The 22,141-nt window shown below is 73.4% G+C and carries 19 protein-coding genes and 1 tRNA gene; 6 read left to right on the top strand and 14 right to left on the bottom strand.

Annotation, left to right across the window (positions count from 1 at the left end; translation table 11 throughout):
- Positions 1-71: 71 nt before the first annotated feature.
- The 3 genes from WME98_RS38970 to WME98_RS38960 all read left to right on the top strand — a co-directional run bounded on the left by WME98_RS38970 (position 72) and on the right by WME98_RS38960 (position 2,130).
- Positions 72-977 (top strand): SH3 domain-containing protein, encoded by a 906-nt coding sequence (locus WME98_RS38970; RefSeq protein WP_437946786.1) that lies wholly within the window; start codon positions 72-74, stop codon positions 975-977.
- 105 nt (positions 978-1,082) lie between these two features.
- Positions 1,083-1,652, top strand: coding sequence for a hypothetical protein (locus WME98_RS38965; protein WP_437946785.1), 570 nt, complete (start codon positions 1,083-1,085; stop codon positions 1,650-1,652).
- Positions 1,653-1,791: 139 nt separating this feature from the next.
- The gene (locus tag WME98_RS38960) at positions 1,792-2,130 is read left to right on the top strand and encodes a hypothetical protein (protein WP_061621768.1); all 339 of its coding nucleotides are present in this window, start codon (positions 1,792-1,794) and stop codon (positions 2,128-2,130) included.
- 284 nt (positions 2,131-2,414) lie between these two features.
- On the opposite strand, the gene WME98_RS38955 is transcribed toward WME98_RS38960, so the two are convergent.
- From WME98_RS38955 to WME98_RS38910, 10 genes are all read right to left on the bottom strand, one after another.
- Positions 2,415-2,900, bottom strand: a complete 486-nt coding sequence (locus WME98_RS38955; RefSeq protein WP_061621767.1) for a response regulator — start codon at positions 2,898-2,900, stop codon at positions 2,415-2,417.
- A gap of 362 nt (positions 2,901-3,262) precedes the next feature.
- Positions 3,263-3,335, bottom strand: a tRNA-Phe gene (locus tag WME98_RS38950).
- Between the two features lie 178 nt (positions 3,336-3,513).
- Entirely contained in the window at positions 3,514-4,473 is a 960-nt protein-coding gene (locus WME98_RS38945; protein WP_437946784.1) for a hypothetical protein, read from the bottom strand.
- Positions 4,470-6,503, bottom strand: coding sequence for a M1 family metallopeptidase (locus WME98_RS38940; RefSeq protein WP_437946783.1), 2,034 nt, complete (start codon positions 6,501-6,503; stop codon positions 4,470-4,472). The genes WME98_RS38945 and WME98_RS38940 overlap by 4 nt, the downstream gene beginning before the upstream one ends.
- A gap of 101 nt (positions 6,504-6,604) precedes the next feature.
- The gene (locus tag WME98_RS38935) at positions 6,605-7,936 is read right to left on the bottom strand and encodes a hypothetical protein (protein ID WP_437946782.1); all 1,332 of its coding nucleotides are present in this window, start codon (positions 7,934-7,936) and stop codon (positions 6,605-6,607) included.
- A gap of 34 nt (positions 7,937-7,970) precedes the next feature.
- Complete coding sequence (gene dnaK, locus WME98_RS38930) at positions 7,971-9,800, bottom strand: molecular chaperone DnaK (protein WP_437319873.1); 1,830 nt, start codon at positions 9,798-9,800, stop codon at positions 7,971-7,973.
- Between the two features lie 168 nt (positions 9,801-9,968).
- Positions 9,969-11,723 carry a J domain-containing protein gene (locus tag WME98_RS38925; protein ID WP_437946781.1) on the bottom strand — a complete coding sequence of 585 codons (1,755 nt, stop codon included), beginning with the start codon at positions 11,721-11,723 and terminating at the stop codon, positions 9,969-9,971.
- 95 nt (positions 11,724-11,818) lie between these two features.
- Positions 11,819-12,421 (bottom strand): hypothetical protein, encoded by a 603-nt coding sequence (locus WME98_RS38920; RefSeq protein ID WP_061621331.1) that lies wholly within the window; start codon positions 12,419-12,421, stop codon positions 11,819-11,821.
- Positions 12,421-13,290 carry a hypothetical protein gene (locus tag WME98_RS38915; RefSeq protein WP_437946780.1) on the bottom strand — a complete coding sequence of 290 codons (870 nt, stop codon included), beginning with the start codon at positions 13,288-13,290 and terminating at the stop codon, positions 12,421-12,423. The genes WME98_RS38920 and WME98_RS38915 overlap by 1 nt, the downstream gene beginning before the upstream one ends.
- Positions 13,287-13,961: an RNA polymerase sigma factor gene (locus WME98_RS38910; RefSeq protein WP_437946779.1), complete on the bottom strand. Its 675-nt coding sequence runs from the start codon at positions 13,959-13,961 to the stop codon at positions 13,287-13,289. Before WME98_RS38910 ends, WME98_RS38915 begins: the two co-directional genes overlap by 4 nt.
- A gap of 336 nt (positions 13,962-14,297) precedes the next feature.
- Between WME98_RS38910 and WME98_RS38905 the strand changes: the two genes are divergently transcribed.
- The 3 genes from WME98_RS38905 to WME98_RS38895 all read left to right on the top strand — a co-directional run bounded on the left by WME98_RS38905 (position 14,298) and on the right by WME98_RS38895 (position 17,513).
- Positions 14,298-15,302 carry a rhomboid family intramembrane serine protease gene (locus tag WME98_RS38905; protein ID WP_437946778.1) on the top strand — a complete coding sequence of 335 codons (1,005 nt, stop codon included), beginning with the start codon at positions 14,298-14,300 and terminating at the stop codon, positions 15,300-15,302.
- Positions 15,303-15,395: 93 nt separating this feature from the next.
- A complete protein-coding gene (locus WME98_RS38900) occupies positions 15,396-16,100 on the top strand; it encodes a PA14 domain-containing protein (RefSeq protein ID WP_437946777.1) in 705 nt (234 codons plus the stop codon).
- 111 nt (positions 16,101-16,211) lie between these two features.
- Positions 16,212-17,513, top strand: a complete 1,302-nt coding sequence (locus WME98_RS38895) for a GTP-binding protein (protein WP_437946776.1) — start codon at positions 16,212-16,214, stop codon at positions 17,511-17,513.
- A gap of 33 nt (positions 17,514-17,546) precedes the next feature.
- Here WME98_RS38895 and rodA read toward each other — a convergent pair whose 3' ends face one another.
- From rodA to mreC, 4 genes are read right to left on the bottom strand one after another with little or no spacing between them, the layout of a single operon-like run.
- Positions 17,547-18,683 (bottom strand): rod shape-determining protein RodA, encoded by a 1,137-nt coding sequence (gene rodA / locus WME98_RS38890; RefSeq protein ID WP_437337622.1) that lies wholly within the window; start codon positions 18,681-18,683, stop codon positions 17,547-17,549.
- Positions 18,680-20,635 (bottom strand): penicillin-binding protein 2, encoded by a 1,956-nt coding sequence (gene mrdA, locus WME98_RS38885; RefSeq protein WP_437337621.1) that lies wholly within the window; start codon positions 20,633-20,635, stop codon positions 18,680-18,682. The genes rodA and mrdA overlap by 4 nt, the downstream gene beginning before the upstream one ends.
- Positions 20,632-21,156, bottom strand: coding sequence for a hypothetical protein (locus tag WME98_RS38880; RefSeq protein ID WP_020734874.1), 525 nt, complete (start codon positions 21,154-21,156; stop codon positions 20,632-20,634). Before WME98_RS38880 ends, mrdA begins: the two co-directional genes overlap by 4 nt.
- Positions 21,157-21,160: 4 nt before the next feature.
- The gene (gene mreC / locus WME98_RS38875) at positions 21,161-22,018 is read right to left on the bottom strand and encodes a rod shape-determining protein MreC (RefSeq protein WP_148313566.1); all 858 of its coding nucleotides are present in this window, start codon (positions 22,016-22,018) and stop codon (positions 21,161-21,163) included.
- Positions 22,019-22,141 lie beyond the last annotated feature (123 nt).

The following is a 22,141-nucleotide window of genomic DNA, read 5'->3' as shown; positions in this document are numbered from 1 at the left end:
TGCGCGGCGGAGCGGACCGTTTCGTACTATTTCGTTCTGGCGACCCAGCTGTGCTAGGCGACGTGGTGGACATGGCGAAGGCGGACATGGCGAAGCGGCAGCGCCCGCTGACGGTCGACATCCCCCGTCCCGGCGACGAGCAGCCCGTCTGGTCGCGGGTCGGGGTGATCGCGCTCGTGGGGTTCGTCGTGGGCGTCGCCTGGCCCAGGCTCGCCGGGGTCCGCATCGGCCCGAGCGTCCCCGGCGACCTCAAGCCGACGGCCGAGACCGCGGCCGCGTCGGCGGCGCCCCCTCCCGCGGCGGCGCCGCCTGGGACCGCGGAGGCCGAGGCCAAGCCGCCGGAGCCCGCGAAGAACCAGCAGCAGGTCGTGGTCGGCCCCGGCCGGATCACGCGCTGCTCCGACAAGAAGAACAAGAAGGTCGAGGACTGCGGAGAGCTCCAGTTCGACCCGATCGCGCTGCCCCGGCTGAAGGAGCTCGCCCAGTGTCCGGCGGCGCTCGGCGCCGACGGCAAGCTCCCGATCGGCTTCGAGCTGAACTTCGAGAAGAAGGAGGTCCAGGTCGTCAAGGGGAAGAAGACGAGCCTGCCCGCCTCGACGGTCAGCGGCATTCTCCAGTGCGCCGCGCGCGAGTTCTCGAACGTCTCGCTCGAGGAGGTCCCGCACAAGTACCGCCGCTACTCCCTCGTGTACACCGCCACGTTCCACCCGCCCGGCGCGGAGGCGGCGAAGGCGGAGGCCGGCGGCGAGGAGCAGGAGCAAGCCGCCGGCACGACCACGAGCGAGACCGCCGTGAGCGGCCTTGCCACGGTGAGCTGGGATACCGCGCTCGTCCGCGGGGCGCCCAAGGAGGGCGATGTGGTCATGCGCCTCGTGCGCGGGACGCGGGTCAAGCTCATTGGCCGGCAGAACGACTGGTACAAGGTCGAGCACCGGGGCAAGACGGGCTGGATGTACCGCGGTGCCATCGGCCTTTAGCGGCGCGGCGCGGGCGCTCCCCCGTGCGGGCGGCGTCGTCGGGCGCGGATTCCGGCCCCGCGGCCGGGCGAGCGCGCGTCGGTTCGCGTAGAATGGCCGGGTCCGATGACGCGCAAGCTGTCGCTCCCGCTGATTTCTCTGGGCCGCCCCGAGCGCGCCGCGTCCGCCGCCGCGAAGCCCACGGTCGACGCGGTGCGCGAGCGCCTCGGCGGGCGCGCGTCGAGCGAGCCGGGCGTGGGTGAGCTGGTCCTGCTGACCACTGCCGCCGGCAAGGCGCTGCCAGGGGTGGTCCTCTTCCGGCGCGGCGCCTTAGTCGACGTGTGGATCGACGCTCCCGAAGCAACCGGTTCCGCTCGGGACACAATCAACGGCGCCCTTCCTGGGCGTTCCGCGGCCCACCGGGGGCTGGTTCGCCGGGCCCGTCCATCGGACCTCGCGCCGTTGCGCGCCCCTTCCCCGGAGTCGCTCGTCGCCGTCGCAGCGGACGCGCGCGTCTTTGCCGCCCTGAGCGAGGGTCAGCGCATCCGGTTTCAGGACGGGGGCGATCTGGCCGAAGGCATGCTGGTCGAGAAATGCCGCTTCGGCGGGCTGGTGCAGCGCGACGACGGGATCATCGTCGGCGTCGGTTTCCGCCGTCTCTGGCCGGCGCAGGCCGAAGGCGCCCGGCGGAACTGACATGCTCCTGCGGGCTCGCCCGCTCCCTGGCGCGCCCGCGCGCGACCACGTCCGGCTTGTACCTCCTCCGCGGACGCGATAAGAGGGGCGGCGTCATCGTAGCTCGCGCGCCGCGCGGCCAGGTTGGAGGAAACCGCCCTTGAAGCTCGCCCTCTCGTTCACGGTCGCCCTCGCGCTCGCCATGCTCGCGGGCTGTGGGGCCTCTCCCTCAGGTCTGTGCGAAGACAAGTGCGATTGCACCGGCTCGTGCAGCGAGAGAGACGAGGTGGAGTGTATCGATGCCCTCGAGGACGCCGAGCGGACTTCCGAGTACGAAGGCTGCGAGGACCAGTTCGACGAGGCGATCTCCTGCATCGACGACGAGTTCGTGTGCGACGGACGTGACGTCGATATCTCCGGATGCGCCAGGCCGCTGGAGAACCTCGGTGCGTGCGCCGGGCCGCTCGTATCCCTCGCGGTTTACGCCCAGTTCGAGTGATCGAGCGCGGGCGCCGCGCGCGCCGTACGCGGCGCGCATGGCCGCCCGTGTAGCCATTTGAGCCCGCCACGACACGGCCCCCTCGCCGGAGGTGGACCGTCCTGCCGGGCGCGCCCCCCTGCCGGACGCGCCCTGCGCGTCGCTCGGCAACCGTCGATGCGCCCTCGCGACGACTGCGGTGCTGTCTGTAGAGCCCCCGCGGGCGAGAGGTCTGCTGTGGAGGTCCTCTCGGAGAGAGAGGCTCGCCGGAGCGCCGGGGCGGCGCGCCGGGGACACGAGAGGGGCTATTCGCCGAGGTGGGTGCGGACCTTCAGGAGCAGCGTATCGCTGTCAAAAGGCTTGATGAGGTAGTCGGTGCATCCGTTGGCGAAGCCGATCTTGATGCTCGTCTGATCGCTCCTCGTCGTCATCATGATGATCGGCACGGTCTTCGTCGCGTCGAACGCGCGAAGCCACCTGCAGGCCTGGAAGCCGTCCATCGCGGGCATCACGACGTCCATCAGGATGAGGTCGGGGCGCTCCGCCACGGCCTTCGCGATGGCCTCCTTGCCGTTGCGCGCGATGACGATGTCGTAGTCGTCCTCACCGAGCGTCAGCTGCTGTGACAGCAGCGAAGTCAGCGAGTCGTCGACGACGAGGATCTTCTTCTTCCGAGCGGTCGCGCTGGGTTCGCTACTTGGCGCGGACGGCCGGCTCCGCGGCGCCGAGTCGGAAGCGGAGGCCGTTTCCGGAGAGCTCTTTCGCGAGGAGTCGACACGACGATCGGCCATGAGGGAGCCTCCATGAGGAGGCGCCGTTCCCTAGGGCGCCTCCGGAGTGTTCAGGTTGCAACGAGTGGTCCCCCCGTCACCTTACCAGGATCGCTACCGCACAGGAACCAAGTTCCACTGTCACCTGATGTGGCCAAACCCGCGAAAGCACTCCTGAACCGTCCGCCGCGCGTCGCGTTGCGTGCGCCGGCGTGTGCGCGACGCGTCAGCCGTTGAGACCGCCTGGCTCTCTGAACGAAAGGCCGAGTCGCTCAGGTGTCCACGACGACATCGACGCCGGGCGGCGCGGAGGCACACGCGGGGGGGGGCGCGAGGACAGAGCAGCGAGCGCCTCGCTCGCCGAAACAAGAAAGAAGGGGTAGTGCCCAGGGACGGAATCGAACCGCCCACACGAGGATTTTCAATCCTCTGCTCTACCAACTGAGCTACCTGGGCTTGCTGCGGGCCCCGCGCTTACGCCGAGGCGTCGGTCACGGGCGGGCTACGTTACGCGGATGTGGGCGTATGTCAAGGAATTCTTTGGGCCCTTCCTGTTGGGGGCCCTTCCTGCGCGCGGATCGTCGGAGGCCGACGGAGCGCGCTGGCAGCTGGCATCTGCTAGCAGCCGGCGCGCTCACCCCTCGGCGTCTTCCGCCGCCGAGCGCGGCGCGGGCTCCTGCGCGGGCGCGGAGCGATCGACCAGCCGGAGGGCGGCCGCGAGCCAGGAGGCGCGCAGGTACGCGGCGGCCGCGAGCGCCGCGAGCTGCGCGGCGAACGCGGCGGCGACGCGCGGGCCGGTGCCCGCGCCGGCGAGGTGCACGCCCCACGCCCCGCCGGCCAGCGCCGCGGCGGCGAGCGCGCCCCGGGAAGCGCAGGCCCAGGCGGCCGCGAGCGGCGCGGCGCGCAGCGCGTCGAGGCCCCGGGCGACGGCGGTGTAGAACCCCCGCTGCTCGGCGACGAGGGCGGCCCGCGCGAGGTCGTGGAGCAGGCCGATCGCCGCGACGTGCGCCAGCGCGACCGCGGCGACGGCCGCCGCCGCGAGGTCGCGGCTGCGCGGCACGGAGAAGAGCGCGGCGCAGAGCTTCGTCCCGGGGAGCAGGACGAGCGCGGCGGCCGTGACCTGCGCCGCGAGCGCGACGCCCCAGAGCAGCGCGAGCGGCCCGAGGGCGCGCGCGGCGCGGCCGCCCACGGCCTGCGCGGAGAGCGGCCCCGCCTGGCTCAGCGCGACCAGGAGCACCGCGAGCGGGACCAGCCCGAACGCGGCCGCGAGCAGGGCGCCCGCGCCGAGCTGCGCGGCGAGGGCCCCGGCGGCGGGCGCCCCGAGGCGCACGAGCTCGCTGAGCATGAGCCCTCCGGGATCGAACAGGATCGCGTCGCCGCGCGGGTGGTCGCCGACCAGCTGGGCCGCGAAGACCGACAGCGGCGCGGCGACGACCAGCGAGGCGAGCGCCCGGTAGCCGAAGTAGAACCCGACCGCGCCGAGCCGCTCGTGCGCGGCGGGGCGCCGCGCGGCGGGCCGGGCGAGCGGCGGATCGGCGCCTGCGGCCGCCGCCCCGCCCGGAACCGTCGCGCCCTCCTCCGCCGGCTCGCTCATGGCCCGAGGAGCGTGAGCGCGAGCCCCACGGCGAAGCTCGCGCGCGCGAGCACGCTGGGCGCGAGGAGGTCCGGGTCCACCCGGAGCGCGTTGTTCGCGAGGTCCTCGTCGAGCAGCACCCGGCGATCGGGGTCGATCACCACGGCGACGAGCGGCGAGGCGCCGGCGTAGGGGATCCTGGCGGTGCTCTCGTGCGCCTGCCAGAGGACCCGCTGCACGACGCCGTCCGCGCCGTGCAGGGCGACGTCGACGGGTAGCGCGAGCGGGCCGCGGCGCCGCACCACGGCGTGGCCGCGGTAGGCCGCACCCTCGTGGCCGCCCTCGCCCGGGGCGGGCTCCGCGGCGTCGGCGGGCCACGAGTGGAACGTCGCGACCGCGTAGTCGACCCACGCGCGGTCGAAGAGCCCGGCGCGGAGCGCGTCGGCCGCCGGGTCGCCCACCTCCCGCCGCACGGCGTCGAGCAGCGCCTCGGGGCCGGGGTGACGGAACCGGTTCTCGCGCGCGTAGCGGCCCACCGCCCGTCGGACGAGGTCCTCGCCGTAGACGCCGGCGAGGGTCGCGAGGAGGATCGCGGGCCGCCCGTACACGAGCCCGGCGTAGTCCGCCCCGTCGACGAAGCTCGTCGCCGGCTGCGCGACGGCGCCGCTCTGGCCCGACGCGAGCGCGTCGGCGCGGTACTGCGTCCGGAGGTCGATCTCGAGCCCCGGCAGCCGCGCCGCCGAGCTGTCGCCGTAGCGCGCGCGGAGCGCGTCGACCTCGGCGTAGGTGGTGAGGCCCTCGTCGAGGAACGGGTAGCGGTGCTCGTTCGTGGCGACGAGGCCGTAGAACCACTGGTGCGCGAGCTCGTGGATCGTGACCGCCTCGACGAAGCGCACGCCCGCCGCGGGCCAGAGCCAGCTGCCGCCGGTCGTGATCAGCGTCGGGTACTCCATCCCGCCGGCCTCCTCGGCGCCCTCCGGCGGGTGCACGATCGTGAGCGTGCCGTACGGGTAGCGGCCGAACGCCGCGCCGAGGTGCGCGAGGCCGAACCGGGCCAGGTCGATCTCGAGCGCCGCCTCGCGCTCGCTCCCCTCGGGGAAGAGGCACCGGATGGCGACGCCCTCGTCGGTCGTCGCGCGCACCTCGCGGAAGCGGTCCCACGCGGCGAACGCGAAGTCGTGCACGTCCTCCTGCACGAACCTCCGGATCGCGCGGCCGTCCCGCCGCTGCTCCTCGACGAGCCGGCCGGTGGCGCCGACCGCGAACCCCTCCGGGACGTCGACGGTCACGTCGTAGGCCCCGAAATCGGCGTAGAACTCCGAGAGCCGGTGGAAGGCGAAGTGCGCCCAGGTCCCGTCGGGCTCGAGGCGCGCGATCTTCGGGAACCACTGCCCCACCATGTGAAAGCTCCCGTAGTGGCCCGTCCTGAGCGCGAGCGCGGGCAGGCGCGCGTCCCAGGCGAGATCGATCGTGATCGCATCGCCCGGAGCGACGGGCCGCGGCAGCGCCACGCGGATATCGGTCTCGTCGTCGGGATCGCCGGGCGTCGTGGGGTTCCCCTGGGGCCAGACGTCCGCGCCGTCCATCTCGCGGACCGCGAACCGCGTCACCTGGATATGCCCGTAATCGCTAAGGATTTCGTTGCCTCGAAAGCCCCCGATGGCCGACCTCAGGAACACGGTGCGCTGGTTCTTGAAGCCGTTCAGGTAGAGGTGGACGAACAGCTCGCGCTGCGGCTCGCGCGATGCGTTCCGCCAGACCAGCGTGCCCTCGCCGCGCATCGTGTGCTGCGCCGGATCGAGGGTCGCGCGCAGCGTGTAGCTCGCGATCGGATCGGCGCGCGGCGCGAGCTCGGCGTCGGCAGGAGGCGCCGGCGTCGGCGTCGCGCGGTCGGCATCCGCGGCGCCCGCGTGGACATCCGCGGCGCCTGCGGCAGCGGTCGGCGGCCGCGCCGGAGCGCCGAGCGCGACCGCCGCGAGCAGGGACGCGCCCGTGTGGCCGGCGAGCAGCGCGAGGAGGAGACCGACGGCGGCCTGGAGAGCCGTACGCACCGGTGCACCGTAGCGAGCCAGCGTCATCGCGGAAAGGCGCGGCGGCCGGCGCGGCGCGGTTCGAGGCGAGGCGGGGCGGGGACCTCAGGCGACGCCGGCGCCTACACGCCGCAGACGATCCCCTCCTGCACGAGCTCGTACAGGAGCCGCAAGGCCTCGAGCGTCTGCATGCCCGACACGTCGAGGATCTCGTCGATCGAGCTGTACCCGTCGATGCACGACAGCAAGAAGCCCGCGCGGTGATCGAGGTTCAGCGAGCGGAGCTGGTCCGGCGGCACCGCGAGGCGGAGCACGCGCGAGCCGTCGCCCAGGCGCGACTGATACATCTGGCGCAGCATCTCGACGCAGCTGTCGGCGTACTGCCGCGCCATCCAGTCCTTCGGGTTTTCCTCGAGCAGCCCCTCCGCGAGGACGAGCGCGCCGCCGAAGTCGCCCTGATCGAAGCGGTGCTGCATCTGCTCCCGCGGCCCGGGGGCGCTCATCTGGGGCTCGGTCGCCCGGGAATGAACCCCCTTGTCCATCCGCGCGATCACCGCCGGCGCGCGATCCGTCTCGGTCCGGCGCGGCGAGCGCGCCCCGCCCTGCGCGTCGCCGGAGACCCGGTACGAGGTGGAGCCGGCGAGCGCGCCCGTCCCGCCGCGGAAGGCGGGCTCGTCGTCCTCCACGATCAGGCCGTAGCGGAGCGTGCCGGGCGGCGGCGTGACCGGCTGCTCGTCCGCGGCGGGGATCGGCTCCTCGAAGCCGAGATCGAGCCGGAAATCGATGCCCAGCGGACCGCCCTCGTCGGCGCCGTACCCGCGGCCCCGCGCGCTCGGCGGGAGGTGGATGTCGCGCGCGTCGACCGGAGGGCCGCCGAAGACGTCGATCTCGCCGAAGCTGTGCGGGTACGGCTGGCTCGGCTCGCGCAGGAGGTCGTCGTCGAGGTCCGGCCCGAGCTCGCGGTCGCCCTCGAGCGACCCGAAGCCCATCCGGCCGCCGGGCCGCGACGGGACCCCGGGCTCGTCGCACTCCAGCCCGAGCCGCCCGGCCTCGAGGCTGGGCGGGCCGTGCCTGCCCGAGAAGCTGCTGCCGGGCGGCGGCTCCCAGGGGATCGTCCTGCGCGGCGGCACCGGCGGGTACTCCTCCGGAGGGGGCTCGGGCGGGCGCGGCCGCTGGGCGGTGATCTCGGAGCTCGAATGAGAGCGGCGGGTCATCATCTTTGCCACGTACTCGCTGACGGGGATCGGCGGCGGAAGGGTGATCTTGCCCTCGGAGTCCGGCGGAAGGGGCGAGCCGGAGGGCGGGGTCGCCCCCAGGCGGGACGAGCCCGGCTCCCCGCGCGCGAGCGCGGTGAGCGCGAGGATCTCCTCCGAGGCGACCGGCTGGGTGTCCTCGAGCTCGTCCACCTCATCGTGCCCCCAGGAGGAGTCCAGGGTCTTGGAGTCAGGCGGCACCGACCGCATCGTCATCCCTCATCGCGGCCACCGTTCACCCCTGTGGCCTGGCTACGACACCCTTGAACATCCGGTGGGTGCGCGAGAGCGCCTCCATCTGCTCCTTGACCGCGGCCGCGTCGCGCCGGCCGATGGCCTGGCGCGAGCGCTCGACGATCCCGCGCGCCTTGCCGATGGCGTCGCGGCCGAAGTCGCTGGACGCCACGATCTGCTCGACCTGCGGGAACATCCGCTCGATCTCGGCGATGAGCTTCTCGGCTTCCTGCCGGACGCCCTCGAACTGGTCGCTCGCGCGGCGATCGACGAGGTACTCCTTCGCGGCCTCCATCATCTCGCCGACCTCCTCCTTCGTGAGGCCGCTCGACGCGGTGACCTGGATCGACTGCTGCTGGCCGGTCTCGAGATCCTTCGCGCTCACGGAGACGATGCCGTCGCTGTTGATCTCGAACGTCACCTCGATCTCGACCTGGCCCTTCGGGGCGCGGCGCAGGCCCGTGAGGATGAACTCGCCGAGCAGCTCGTTGTCCGTCGCCTTCTGGTGCTCGCCCTGCATGACCAGGATCTTCACCGCGGTCTGGTTGTCGCGGCTCGTCGTGAAGATCTTCGACCGGCTCGTGGGGACGGTCGTGTTCTGCGGGATGAGCTCCTCGAAGTTCGACCCGAAGGTCATGATGCCGAGCGCGTGCGGCGTGACGTCGAGCAGGATCATCTGCTTCGTCTCGTCCACGAGGGCGGCGCCCTGCACCGCCGCGCCGAGCGCGACCACCTCGTCGGGGTGCACCCCCTTGCACGGCTCGCGCTCGAAGAAGTCGCGCACCGCCTCCTGCACCCGCGGCATGCGCGTCATGCCGCCGACGAGCACGACGTCCTCGATCTCGTCGCGATCGAGCCGCGCGTCCTCGAGCGTCTGGCTGCAGATCTCGATGCACCGCTCGACGAGGTCCTCGCACAGGTCCTGGAGCGTGGCCCGCGAGAGCGTGCGCTGGAGGTGGAGCGCCTCGTTCCGCGCGCTCGAGATGATGAACGGCAGGTTGATCTCGGTCTCGAGCACGCTGGACAGCTCGCACTTCGCCTTCTCGGCCGCGTCCTTGAGCCGCTGGAGCGCCATCCTGTCCTGCCGCAGGTCGACGTCGTGCTGCTCCTTGAAGCCCTGCACCAGCCAGTCGATGACCCGCGCGTCGAAATCCTCGCCGCCGAGGAACGTGTCGCCCGCGGTGGCGATGACCTTGAAGACCCCGCCCGCGCCGATCTCGAGCACGGAGATGTCGAACGTGCCGCCGCCGAGGTCGAAGACGGCGATCGTCTTCTCGACGTTCTTGCCGAACCCGTACGCGAGCGCCGCCGCCGTCGGCTCGTTGACGATGCGGATGACGTCGAGCCCCGCGATCTGACCCGCGTCCTTCGTCGCCTGCCGCTGGTTGTCGTTGAAGTAGGCGGGGACGGTGATCACCGCCTTCGAGACCGGCTCGTTGAGGTAGTCCTCGGCGAACAGCTTCATCTCCTGGAGGACCATCGCGCTGATCTCGGGGACCGAGTACGTCTTGTCGCGCAGCTGGATGCGGACGTCGCCGTGCGGGCCCTCGACGATCTTGTACGAGGCTGTCAGGATCGCGTTCTTCACCTGCGGGGACGACCACTTCCGGCCGATCAGCCGCTTCGCGGCGTAGACCGTGTTCTCGGCGTTGGTGATCGCCTGCCGCTTCGCGATGTGCCCGCAGAGCCGCTTGCCGGCCTCGGTGATCGCGACCATGGACGGCGTCGTCTTGTACCCACCGCGATTCGGGATGACGGTCGGGACGCCCTCCTCGACGATGGCAACGCACGAGTTCGTGGTGCCAAGGTCAATGCCGATGACACGCTCCATCGATGCCGCTGCTCCTCTTGTGATCTTCGGCTTGTGATCTTCGGCCCGAACGGCCGCCGAGGTCACGATGCTAGACCGTTTCGCGGAGCCGAGCGGGCCAATCGTGCGCGGCCCGCTTCGGAAAGGCGCCGCCGCCGGCCCGACCCAGCCCGGCGGCGCCCGGCGGCGCTAGACTTGCTTCCCGTACCTCTTGGCCTGGTCGCGCGTCTGGGCGATGAGGCCCCGCAGCCTGGCGTCGTTCCCCGCGAGCTCGGCAGCCCGGTCGAACTCGCCGTTCGCGCTCTTCGCGAGCCCCGCGGCCGCGTACGAGAGCGCGAGCGTCAGCCGGTATTCCACCGACGAGGGCACGAGCTCCACGGCCCGCCGCGCGAACTCCACCGCCCGCCGCGTGTTCTCCCCGGCCTGGAGCGTCGCATAGGCGACCCGCTCGTGCGCGCTGGCGTCGTCGGGGCGACCGTTGCACACCTTCGCATAGCTCAGCGCCGCCTCGACCCAGCGCCCGTTCTGTGCCTCGTACTGGGCCTGCTTGAGGTAACCGTCCGCCAGCGTCACCGCCGCGAGGCGCTGGACGTCGGCGGACGCCTTCTGGAGCGCGGCGTCCTCTGGCGCGAGCGACGCGGCGATCCGGTACGCGTTGGCCGCGCTCGCGTAGTCGTTCCGCTCGAGCGCGGCCCGGGCCGCCTCGGAGTACCGCGCGATCTGGTTGCGGACGGCCTCGTTCCGGGCGGAATCGTAGCGCGCCTTGAGCGCATCGACGGCCCGCATCGACTCGGGCGAGCGGACGCCGCCCGGGGGCCTCGACACCGCCCCCGCGGCAGGCGCCATGGCCACCGCCGCGGCGGGCGCCGTGGCCGCCGCCGCAGGCGCCGCGGCGGGCGCGCCCGTCGGACCGCGCCGCAGGCCCCCGGTGAGCTTGCGCGCGAACATCTCGCGCCGATCCTTCGCGCTGGGCGCGGGCGCGACGGGCGTGGTCGCCGCCGCGCTCCGCGCCGGCGCGCCCCCGGGGTCCGGCGCGATCGCCGCTGCGCTCCGCGCCGGCGCGCCCGCGCGGTCCGGCGCGATCGCCTCGGGGGACGGCTGCGCCGGCGCCGCTGCCCGGGCGAACGCCGCGGCGGGGGCCTGCTCCGTGGGGGTGCGCTCGGAGGAGTAACGCCCGGGCGATCCGACCAGGTCGCGCGGTTCGGCGAACGCGGCGCGCACCGAGGCGTCGACGGCGGTGGTGATCGTGACGATGTCGCGGGGCGTCTGCTCGATCAGCGCCGCCATCGCCCGGTTCTTGTGGGTCTGCTCGAGGTACGCGTCGTACTCGGCGCGCCGCTGCTTCGACGTCAGCGTATCGTGCGCCAGCGTGATGCGCGTGAAGATGGCCTCGATCTTCTGCTTGTACGAGCCGAGCTGCTTGCGGAAGTAGGTGTCCGGATGGAACTCCGGCGCGAGCTGGTAATAGGCGCTCTTGATCTGCTTCTTGTCCGCCTGATCCGCGACGCCGAGCAGCGCGTAATGGCTGAGATCCTCGAGCCGATAGTAGAGGTCGAGGATCCGCCGCTTCCGCTCCGGGGCGAGCTCGACCGGCTCGTCGAGCTCGGCAGGATCGTAGAGCGGCGGGGAGTCCGCCTGCTGGAGCGCGTCGCGGCCGAGCGGGAACGGCTCGCCGCCGGACGCCATCGGCCGCTCCGTGTCCACCCCGCGCCGCGCACCGTCGGCCGCGCCCCGCTGCGGAGGCGGGCCCGACTCGCCGTCCAGGAGGATCGCGCCGAAATCGCGCAGGCGGCGCAACGCATCGACGGTGTCGCCGTGCGACATGCCCGTGATCAGGGACAGATCCCGATCGGTCAGGACGCCGTCGATCCGCGACAGGAGGAACGCGTCCGCGGGTTTCAGCGGGAGCGATTTGACATCGTACCCGGGTTTCGGCCTTGGCACACGGAGCGTCATCGCGTCGGGCAGCGGCCCCCTCCGGTCGAGTCTAACGAGGAACGCTCGCCCGTCGCAATTGGAGACCACGGCGGTCGCGCGCTTCAGCGCGGGTTTTCCTGGGCGCCCTTCAGGGCCTCGGTGATAACGTGATCCTGGATCGAGATCGCCCGCTCCAGCAGGCCGACCGCCCGCGCGCGGGCCTGCGCCGCCGCCTCGCGCTCCCCCTTCTCGTCGAGCGCCTTCGCGCGGCGCTCCTCGACCACGCCCGCGACCTCGTAGAGGTGGCCCTCGTAGTGAGAGGGCGCCGGCGCCAGCTTGAGGCCCGCGTCGACGTCGCGCGCCGCGGCGTCGAAGTCGCCGGCCTCGCTCCGGAGCTCCGCCAGCCGGGCGTAGGTGTCCGCGGTCACCTCGGCGACCTCCGGCGGCGCGCCGGGCGGCCGCGGCGCGGCGATGATCCCCTCGAGGGCGCGGATCGCGGCGGCGCGATCGCCCGCGCCGAGCGACACGTCGGCGGCGTGATGCGCCGCGCGCGCCCTGGAGAGGAAGGCGAGGAGCGTGGGATCGACGATCTGCGCCGGGGCGCACGCGCACGCCGGATCGCCCGGGGCCGCGCCGGCGCGCGCCGGGTCGTCGTCTCGGGCGCACCCGAGGTGCGCCGCCGTGAGGAGCCCCAGGCAGGCGGCGGCGAGGCGCGCGCTCCGCATCAGCGCACCCCCCACGCCGCATAGCGGTTCTGGCGCAGATCCGACGCGCGCGCGGCGGCGATGCGATCGATCCGCTCGGTCTGGCCGCCCTCCCTCGGGAACGGCGCGGCCGGATCGAAGAGCGCAGCGGTCGATCGCGCCTCGATGAGCGGGAGCCGAGGCGCGGCCGCCCCGACCGGCGCGGCCGCCGCCCCGGGCGCGCGCGCCACCGAGGCGCGCTCTTCCCGGAGCTGGCCGAAGATCAGCGCCGCGGCGGCAGCCGCCGCGGCGAGGGTCGAGAGCGCCGCCATCGTGACCGGCGCGATGCGCCGTGCGCGAGGCGCGGGCGCGGCGCGGAGGGCCGCCTCGACGAGCGCGCGGTTCCGGAGCTCCGCGAGGGGCGCCGGGCGCCACGCGGCCCGGAGCGCGACGGCGAGCTGCGCGAGCTCGTCTTGCTCGCCGGGCGAGGCGAGCTCGCGGGAGCTGCCGCCCCGCTCGATGCCGGCGCCGCCGGCGGCGCCTGGATCGAGCGCCTCGCGCAAGCGCTCCGCGGCGCGCAGCTCGGCCTTGGTCGGCGGCGCGCCCTCGTCGCCGAGCGCGCGCGCGAGCAGCGCCTCGTGGTCCGCCCGGTCGAGCCCGACGGGCCGGGCCGCGGCCCGGAGGGCCGCCGCGAGCGGGACCTCGCCGCGATCGAGCGCCTCCGCGAGATCGCGCGCGGCGCGCAGCTCGTCCTCGGACGCGGGCGCGAGCGGCTCCGCCTCGGGCGCGCGCGGCGCCGCCTCGGGCGCGACGAGCGCGAGCCGACGGCCGCGATCCGGACCGCCGCGGCGCTCGGCGGGCCCGTCTCCGCTCGGCGGGGGGCGCGGATCCGAGGGCAGCCGCGGCTTCATCGCGCCCCTTCCTTAAGCTCCGCGCGCGGCGCGGCAACCCCCGCGGCGAGCGCCTTCTTCAGCGCGGTCATGGCGCGGTGCAGGACGACGTCGAACGTCGCCACGCTGACGCCGAGCGCGAGGGCCACCTCGTCGCGGGGCCGCTCCTCGAGCACCCGGAGCCGGATCGCCTCGGCGTAGCGCGGGTTGAGGCGCCCGAGCGCGTCCTCGACCCGCGCCCGCGCGTCGGCGAGGTCGCGCTTCTCGCAGAGCTCGACCTCGCCGCGGGCGGTGAGATCCGTCTCGGCGGCGTCGATCTCGCGCTGCAGATCCTCCGGCTCGAAGAGCGCCTCGCGGCGGCGCGCGCGGAGCATGTCGAGCGCGATGCGCAGCGCGATCACGCGGAGCCACGGGTAGATGCCGCAGCTCTGCCACTGGAACTGGGAGAACCGCTCGACCACGCGCGCGTACGTCTCGGCCAGAGCGTCCTGCGCGGCCGCGTCGGAGCCGAGGCGGGGCAGCAGCACCGCGCGGTAGAGCGAGGGGCCGTACTTGCGGAGCAGCTGGCCGAGCGCGGCGCGATCGCCCTGCGCCGCGCGCTCGCACTGCAGGCGCTCCGCCTCGAGATCGGGCCTCGCTGCTGCCGCCGCGGTCACGACGGCGACGATACCCGGACGTGGAGCGGTCCGCACCGGTGTCCACCTTGCGCCCGCGGCGGGACGGAGCGCCCCCCGCCCGAGGAGGAGCGCGGGCGCGCCGCCGGGCCGGCGCCCCGCGCCGCTGCGCGGGCGCCACGCGGCGGCGGGGGCCGAGCGCGGGAGGGGTGCCGCATTCACACCTCGACAACGGCCCAAAGGCGTGGACCTTACGGCCCGAAGACTCCACATTGTGCCGGCCTCGGCGCGGCGCGCCCGACCGTGCCGGCCTCGGCGCGGAGCGTCCGCCGTGAAAGGAGCCCTCGTGACCCTCGATACAACGTTCAGGTCTCGCGCACGCCTCCGGGTCGGGCGGCGGGTCGGGACCGGCCTGTGACGGCGGGGCCGTCCGGCGAGCGGCGGCGCTCGCTCCACTGCGCGCGCTGCGGCGCCCTCAACGGGAGCGACTTCAGCCGCTGCATCCGCTGCGGCGCGCCGCTGCTCGCGCCCGCCGTCCACGCCCCGCCGGCGCGGGGGCTCCTCGACGGGCGGGGCCTGCTGGCGACCAAGATCCTCGGCGCGCTCACGTCCTTCGTGTTCGTCGGGCAGCTCGTCGCCGCGCATTCCCGGGATCTCGGCCTGCTCTCGGCGTGGGACAGGTCGAACTACCTCCGCTTCGGCGCGCTCCTCATCGAGCCCGGCGCCCCGTTCGAGCCGTTCCGCCTGCTCTCCGCGGTGTTCGTCCACATGGGCGTCCTCCACTTCGGCATGAACATGATGACGCTCGTCATGCTCGCCCGCGCCGCGGAGCCCGCCGTCGGCTCGGCGCGGTTCGCGATCGCCTACGTGCTCACGGGCCTGGTCGGCTTCGCCGCGAGCGCAGCCTGGAACGTCTTCGTGCAGCCCGAGGTCGTGTGCACGGCGGGCGCGAGCGGCGCGGTGTTCGGCGTGATGGGGCTCCTGCTCGGCTGGCTGCTCCGCCGCCGCGACCCGCGCTGGAAGGACCTCGCGCTCCAGGCCGTGTTCTACATCGTCCTCTTCGGCTTCGTCGTGAACGCGTCGAACACGGGCATCCGCATCAACAACGCGGCGCACATCGGGGGCCTGGTCAGCGGCGCGCTGCTCGGGCTGAGCTACGCGGGCCCGGCGCGGCGGAGGCTCGAGGGCGTGATGAACGCCGGCGCGCTCGCCGGCGTGCTCGCCTGCCTCGCCGCGCTCGGGCTCGCCCAGCGCTCGCCGCTCTGGCGTGCCGCGGCGCCGATCGACGGGCTCTCGCGGCTCGAGGCGCCAGGGCGCGACGAGCGCGACGCGCCCGGGGGGCCGCCGCGGGGAGCGCTCCGGGCCCCGCGGCCGCAGCCCGCGGGGTCGCCCGCGCCGGGCGCCCCTGACGACGCGTGACGCTGATTGCCGCGCCCTGCCCGAACGTCTAAGCGCCATCGTCGCATTCACGTGGGGGCGGGCGCGACCGTCCGCTCCCTCTCAGGAGACGTCATGGTCCGAACCTCATCGCGCATCGCCTCGTGCGTGCTCGCCGCGTCCCTCCTCTGCGGCTGCCATGTCACCATCCAGAGCGGCAGCAAGCCGGCAGAGACGTCGCCGCCACCCCCCCCTCCCCCCGCCAAGACGGCCTCCCGGTCGCGCAAGCCGGCCAAGCCCGATCCGGAGCCGGCGCGCCGCAAGACCGCGAAGTGGCGCCTGCCCACGCAGGGCGCCCCGCGCATCACCGCCCCGATCGCGTTCGGCAACGGCGAGGGCGGCGCCTTCCGGGGGCTCGCGTACGTGATCCCCGAGAAGAGCCAGAAGCTGCCGAGCTTCGACGGGCTCGTGCCGTTCGCGGTCCTGTACACCGACAAGTTCGAGGTGAAGTCGCAGGACTTCTCCGGCGGCTTCCCGGGCGCGCTCGCGCAGAACGAGTGGTTCGCGATCCGCTTCGAGGGCGAGTTCAAGGTGCCCGAGGAGGGCCTGTACCAGCTCCGGCTCACCTCGGACGACGGCGCCATCCTCTACATCGACGACAAGCGCGCGCTCGCCAACGACGGCGTCCACAGCGCGAAGACCGCGGACGGCGAGGCGCGGCTCACCGAGGGGACGCACCGGCTGCGGCTCGACTACTTCCAGGCGCAGCGGGGCCAGGTCGCGCTCATGCTGCAGATCGGCCAGAAGGACAAGCTCGAGCCGCTCGTCGGGGTCCGATGACGCGGGGCCGCGCCGGCCGGCCAGCCGGGGCCCGGCCAGGGCCGCCCTGACGCGCGCCCGCGCACGCCCCGGCGCCCCCGATCCCCTTTTCGTGTATCGTCGCCGCCGCCCATGGCGTCGGTGAACCCACTGTCGCGCGAGCTGGTCTTCAAGATCGTCTATTACGGGCCCGGCCTGGGCGGCAAGACGACCACCCTGGAGTACCTGCACGCCACGGCGAAGCCCGAGTACCGCGGCAAGCTCGTCTCGCTCGCGACGCCGGTCGACCGGACGCTCTACTTCGACTTCCTGCCGGTCCGGCTCCCGCAGCTGCGCGGGATGAACGTGCGGCTCCAGCTCTTCACGGTGCCCGGGCAGGTCTACTTCAACGCGACCCGGAAGCTGGTGCTCACGGGCGCCGACGGCATCGTGTTCGTCAGCGACTCGCAGGCCGTCCGCGCCGACGCGAACGTGGAGAGCCTCGAGAACCTGCGCGAGAACCTGGCCGAGCAGGGGCGGGAGCTGCAGCATGTCCCGCTCGTCTTCCAGCACAACAAGCGCGATCTGCCGGACCTCCTCCCCCTGGAGGAGCTCGACGCGATGTTGAACCCGTTCCGCGCCGCCTCGCTGGCCACCTCGGCGAAGACGGGGCTCGGGCTCTACGAGGGGCTCGAGGAGATCAGCGCCACGGTGCTGCGCGCCTTCGAGAGCCGCCTGCCCGACGCGATGGGGAGCGGGCTCGGCGGGTTCGACGCGATCGAGGGCGGGCTCGTCACCGCCCTGCGCGACGCGTCGCCGCCGCCGTCGGCGCCGCTCGACGCGGTGATCTCGCGGCTCGCTCCGCCCAGCAGGCCGTGGTCGACGATGCCCCCGAACTCGACGATCGGCGACCTGAGCGAGGGCGAGGCCGCCCCCGGCGCGGCCGCCCCGCCGAGCGCCGGCGCCGCGCCGCGCAGCGCCGGCGTCAGGGATCCGGTGAGCCGCGGGATCCCGTCGTCGCTGCGGCTCGCCGCCCGGAGGCTCGCCGCGTCGGCGGAGGCCCCGGCGACGGCCCGCGCGGACGGGCCGTCCGCGGCGACGAGGCACCTCGCCCAGCCGGGCCTCTCGTTCGTCGCGCTGTGGCCGACCGCCGAGCGCGAGGCGGTCGCGGAGGTCGAGGCGGCGATCGCCGCCGAGCGGTACGCCGTGGCGCTCGAGCGCTGCGGCGCGCTCGTCGCGGGGATCCTCGCCAAGGCGGCGGAGCTCGCGGGCGCGACCGACGCGCCGCGCGACCCGGCGGCGGTGCCGGCGCTGCTCGGCCTCGACGGGCGCCGCTACCTCGGCTTCCGCGCCGCGCTGCGGAGGGCGCAGACCGGCGGCGAGGTCACCGAGCGCGACGCGCTCAAGGCGTTCGCGTTCGTGATCGAGGCGCGGCTCGCGGAGAGCGCGATCTGACGCGGCGGCGGCGCGCGGGCGGCCCCGCCGCCGTCACAGCCGATCGAGCGAGGCGACGCCGGAGTAGCGGCGCATCGACACGCTCATGAGCAGCGCGATCGCGACCATCACCGTGGTCACGCTCGAGCCGCCGTACGAGAACAGGGGCAGCGTGACGCCGACGACCGGCAGCACGCCCGACGTCATGCCGAGGTTGATCACCGCGTGCCAGAAGATGATCGCCGCGCAGCCGACGCCGAGCACCGCGCCGAACCGATCCTTCGCCATCGACGCGATGCGGATCCCCCACACGACCAGGAACGCGTAGAGGCACACGAGCACCACGCACCCGACGAACCCCCACTCCTCGGCGAAGACCGGGAACGGGAAGTCGGTGAACTGATCCGGCAGGAAGAGGAACTGGTTCTGGGTGCCCCGGAGGTACCCGTTGCCGAACAGCCCGCCGTTGCCGATCGCGACCCGCGAGTGGTGGGCGTGCCAGCCGCGGTGCAGGAGGTCCTCCTCGGGGTGGAGGAACACGAGGACGCGCGCGCGCTGGTAGTCGAGCAGCACGTACTCCCAGACGATCGGCACCGCCACGAGGATGGACACGACGAACAGCGCGGCGCTCCTCCACCGCACGCGCGTGACCGCCGCGATCGTCAGGAAGACGAACACGAGGATGAGCGCCGTCCCGAGATCGGGCTGCTTCAGCACGAGCAGCGCCGGGACGGCGGTCAGCGCCGCCGGGATCGCCAGATCGCGCAGGGTGCGGCCCTCGTTGCGCGGGTCGTCGTGCAGGAACTTCGCCAGCGCGATGACCAGGAACACCTTCATGAACTCGCTGGGCTGGAAGCGGAACGCGCCGAACTCGATCCACCGCGCGGAGCCGCGCACGTCGCGCGCGAGCACGAAGACGAGCGCCAGCGAGAAGACGCCGAACGTGTAGAGCACGTAGCCGAGGCGCTCCAGGTGCCGGTAGTCGATCGCGATCAGGACGCCGCCGATGATGCCGCCCATGAACAGCCAGTAGACCTGGCTGATGTAGAGCTCCGCGCGCGCCCCGGAGTAGACGCTCGTGGCGCTGTAGAGGTTGACGACGCCCAGCACCGCGATGGAGACCGCGGCGATGAACAGCGGCCAGTCGAAGTGGTCGCGATCGCGAGCGGAGAGAGAGTCGCCCCGGATCATGGCGTGCGCCCCGACGCGGCGGGCGCGCGGCCCGCGCTGCTCTTGCCCGCGCGCGGCCCCTCGTTCGGGCCGCCGCGCCGCTCCTTCGCGAGCTCCTGGTAGGCGCGGACGACCTCGAAGGCGACCGGCGCCGCGTGCTTGCCGCCCGTGCCGCCGTGCTCGACCAGCACGACCACGGCCACCTCGGGCGCGCGCGCCGGCGCGTAGCCGGCGAACCAGGCGTGCTCGCGGTTGAAATACCAGACCCGCTCGGCCTCGACGCCGCGCGTGAGCCGGTGCGAGACCTGCGCGGTCCCGGTCTTGCCCGCCATCTCGACGCCGGCGACGCGCGCCTTGAAGGCCGTGCCGCCCTCCTCGTTCACGCCGGCGACCATCGCCCGGTGCACGAGGGTGAGGTTCTCCGGCCGGATGTCGATCTGGCGGCGCACGCGCGGCGTGAACTCCTGCACGACCGTGCCGGCGCTCGTCTCGACGGCCCGCACGATCTGCGGCTGGTAGAGCGTGCCGCCGTTCGCGAGCGCCGCGTACGCGAGCGCGAGCTGGAGCACGGTCACCGTCGTCGCGCCCTGGCCGATCGCCGCGTTCAGGCCGAAGCCGAGGCGGAACTGGCCCTTGTTCCGGAGCGTCATCCACGCCCGGGTCGGCATCCTGCCGCCCGCCTCGGCGTTGATGCCGAGCCCCGTCCGCGCGCCGAGCCCGTAGCGTTGGCCCATCTCGGCGATGACGTCCATGCCGACGCCGTACTCCGCCGCGAGCTTGTAGAAGTAGACGTTGCACGACTCGGCGATCGCCTTCTGCATCGCGACGGGCCCGTGCACGTGCGTGCACCGGAAGGTGCGCTTGCCGAACGTCAGCGCGCCCCGGCACCGCGTGGACTGCCGGGGATCGATGAGCCCCTTCTCGAGCGCCGCCAGCGCGGTGAACGGCTTGAAGGTGGAGCCGGGCGGGTACGCGCCGGAGAGCGTCTTGTCGAGGGCGGGCTTCAGCGGATCCGAGTAGAGCCGCCGGAAGGCGTCGCGGATGACCTGCTTGCCCGAGCCGCCCGAGAGCGCGTTCGGGTTGTAGCCGGGCTTCGAGTAGAGCCCGAGGATCCTCCCGGTGCGCACGTCGACGACCGCGACGCCGCCGGCGAGCTCCCCGCGCATCGCCTTGTCGATCGCCTTCTGGATGTCGGCGTCGAGCGTCAGCCGGAGGTCGCGCCCGGGGATCGGGTCGACCCGCCGCGGCTCCTCGATGATCCCGTCGCCGCCCGTCCGGCGCCGCCCCTTCGCGTCGACGAGCACCTTCTCCCAGCCGCGCGTGCCGCGGAGGTAGCTCTCCCAGGCGCGCTCGATCCCGGTGACGCCGATGCGGTCGCCCTCGATGTAGCCGACGCTCCGGAGCGACGCGAGCCGCTCGGCGTCCACCTCGGCCATGTAGCCGAGCACGTGCGAGCCGACCTCCTCGTAGGGGTAGTAGCGCACCGGGACCGGCACAACGTCGACCCCTGGCAGCTCGGCGTCGTGCGTGGCCAGCGTCGCCACGGCGTCGCGCGAGATGTCCTCCTTCAGCAGGATCTGCTGGTTCTTGCGCGGGCCGTCGTCGGCGCGGATCGAGGTGATGAGCGCCTCGAGCCGCGCCCGCTCCTCGATGCCGACGCCGAGGTACTCGACGAGCTTCGGCCAGGTCGTCTCCATGTCGAGGCGCCGCGGGACGACGTACACGTTGTACGAGGGCCGGCTCGCCGCGAGCACCTTGCCGTTCTTGTCGCGGATGATGCCGCGCGTGGTCGCGAGCGTCACCCGCCGCACGATGTTCTCGCGGGCGATCGCCTTGTTCTCGTCGGCCTCGAGGATCTGGAGGTAGAAGAGGCGGCTGACGAGCACCATGAAGCCGACGACCATGCCGAGCGCGATCCACCGGAAGCGCCGGCGGAACTCGCTCACGTCGGAGCGCTGGACGAGGAGGCTCACCGCGGGCTCTCCCCCGGCCGCGGGACGTTGATCGTCGCCTGGTGCACGCGCTCGGCCAGCCGGAAGACGAACGGCGCGAAGAGCGCGGTCGAGACCGCGTGCGGCGCGACGAGCAAGGCGAGCGCGCGGGGGCGCGCCGCGTCGCCCCCGAAGATGGCGGTGAGGATCACGATGAGCACCCCCTCGACAAGCCCGAAGACGAAGGCCAGCGCGATCTTCGTGAGCAGCGTCTGCGCGGCGAGCCGCACGCCGGCCGCCCGCGACACGACGAAGGTCGCCACGGTGATGAAGGTGAACAGGCCGACGGGCGCGCCGGTGAAGAGATCGAGCAGGTAGCCGAGCAGGAACGCTAGCGCCGCGCCGCGCGCGATCGAGTACTCGTGCACCCCCATGAACACGACGAGCGGCAGGAGCAGGCTCGGCGTGGAGCCCGGGATGTTCAGCTTGCCGATGAGCCGGAAGAGGTTCGACTGAACGATCAGCAGGGCGGCCCCCATCGCCAGGAACGCGGAGTTTCTCATCGCGTTACCTCCGCTGCGCCTGCGGCGGCGCCTCCTCCGGAGGCGTCGTCGTCACGATGAGCACCTCCTCCAGCCGGGAGAAATCGACGGCCGGGGCGACGTAGACCTGCTGGTAGATGCCGAAATCGCGGCGGATCACCTGCGTGACGGTCCCGACCGGGATCCCCTTCGGGAAGCGCCGGCCGACGCCGCTCGTCACGAGGAGATCGCCGACCTCGATCTCGTCGGTGCGCTGCACGTACTCCACGCTGCAGGAGTACTTGCTCTCGTCGCCCGTGCCGCGGACGAAGCCGCGCGCGCCGGTGCGCTCGACGACCACGTCGACGCCGCTGCCGCCGTCGACGACGAGCCGCACGTCGACGGTGTCGCCGGCGCTCTTCAGCGTCGTGCCGACCACGCCGTCCGCCGAGAGGACCGGCAGGTTCGAGCCGATGTCCCGCGCCTCGCGATCGAGCGTGACCCGCACCACGCGGAAGAAATCGTTGGTGCTCTTGCCGACGACCTGGGCGCTCACGACGTCGGTGCGGAGGCTCTGGCGCAGATCGAGCAGCCGGCGCAGGCGCCGGTTCTCCTCCTCGAGCGCCTCGAGCTTCCGCACGCGCTCGCGGAGGCGGGCGATCTGCGAGGCCTGCCTGGCGTTGTCCTCCTTGACGTCGACCAGGTAGATGTAGTCGCCCCAGAGGTTCGAGATGCCGCGCGCCAGGGTCGCGGCCGCGTACTGGATCGGCGCCGCGATGCTGATGATGATCCGGTCGGCCCCCGTGTTCTGCTTGGGGTCGCGCATGCTGGCGCGCAGGAACCAGAACGGCACCGCGAGCGCCAGCAGCACGATCACGAAGTCGCGGTAGCGTTTCAGGTTCACCGTGGCTCCCGGACCCAGGTAGTACGGGGCGCCCCGCGAGGCCACCCCTGTCGTCGCCGCGCGCGGCGCGCGCCGCCTCGGGGCGCGCGCCGCAAGAGAGCCCCGCCGGCAAGCTCACGGGCG

The sequence above is a fragment of the Sorangium sp. So ce296 genome, from assembly GCF_051529605.1.
Taxonomy (GTDB): Bacteria; Myxococcota_A; Polyangia; order Polyangiales; family Polyangiaceae; genus Sorangium; species Sorangium cellulosum_D.
This window is presented reverse-complemented; position numbering and strand designations above follow the sequence as displayed.

What these genes read in the sequence shown, in the direction of transcription:
- WME98_RS38945 (WP_437946784.1), bottom strand. Translation starts at nt 4,473, where the DNA reads ATGAGCGAGCCGGCGGAGGAGGGCGCGACGGTTCCGGGCGGGGCGGCG.
- WME98_RS38965 (WP_437946785.1), top strand. Translation starts at nt 1,083, where the DNA reads ATGACGCGCAAGCTGTCGCTCCCGCTGATTTCTCTGGGCCGCCCCGAG.
- WME98_RS38970 (WP_437946786.1), top strand. Translation starts at nt 72, where the DNA reads ATGGCGAAGGCGGACATGGCGAAGCGGCAGCGCCCGCTGACGGTCGAC.
- WME98_RS38915 (WP_437946780.1), bottom strand. Translation starts at nt 13,290, where the DNA reads ATGAAGCCGCGGCTGCCCTCGGATCCGCGCCCCCCGCCGAGCGGAGAC.
- WME98_RS38900 (WP_437946777.1), top strand. Translation starts at nt 15,396, where the DNA reads ATGGTCCGAACCTCATCGCGCATCGCCTCGTGCGTGCTCGCCGCGTCC.
- WME98_RS38895 (WP_437946776.1), top strand. Translation starts at nt 16,212, where the DNA reads ATGGCGTCGGTGAACCCACTGTCGCGCGAGCTGGTCTTCAAGATCGTC.
- dnaK (WP_437319873.1), bottom strand. Translation starts at nt 9,800, where the DNA reads ATGGAGCGTGTCATCGGCATTGACCTTGGCACCACGAACTCGTGCGTT.
- WME98_RS38955 (WP_061621767.1), bottom strand. Translation starts at nt 2,900, where the DNA reads ATGGCCGATCGTCGTGTCGACTCCTCGCGAAAGAGCTCTCCGGAAACG.
- WME98_RS38920 (WP_061621331.1), bottom strand. Translation starts at nt 12,421, where the DNA reads ATGCGGAGCGCGCGCCTCGCCGCCGCCTGCCTGGGGCTCCTCACGGCG.
- rodA (WP_437337622.1), bottom strand. Translation starts at nt 18,683, where the DNA reads ATGATCCGGGGCGACTCTCTCTCCGCTCGCGATCGCGACCACTTCGAC.
- WME98_RS38880 (WP_020734874.1), bottom strand. Translation starts at nt 21,156, where the DNA reads ATGAGAAACTCCGCGTTCCTGGCGATGGGGGCCGCCCTGCTGATCGTT.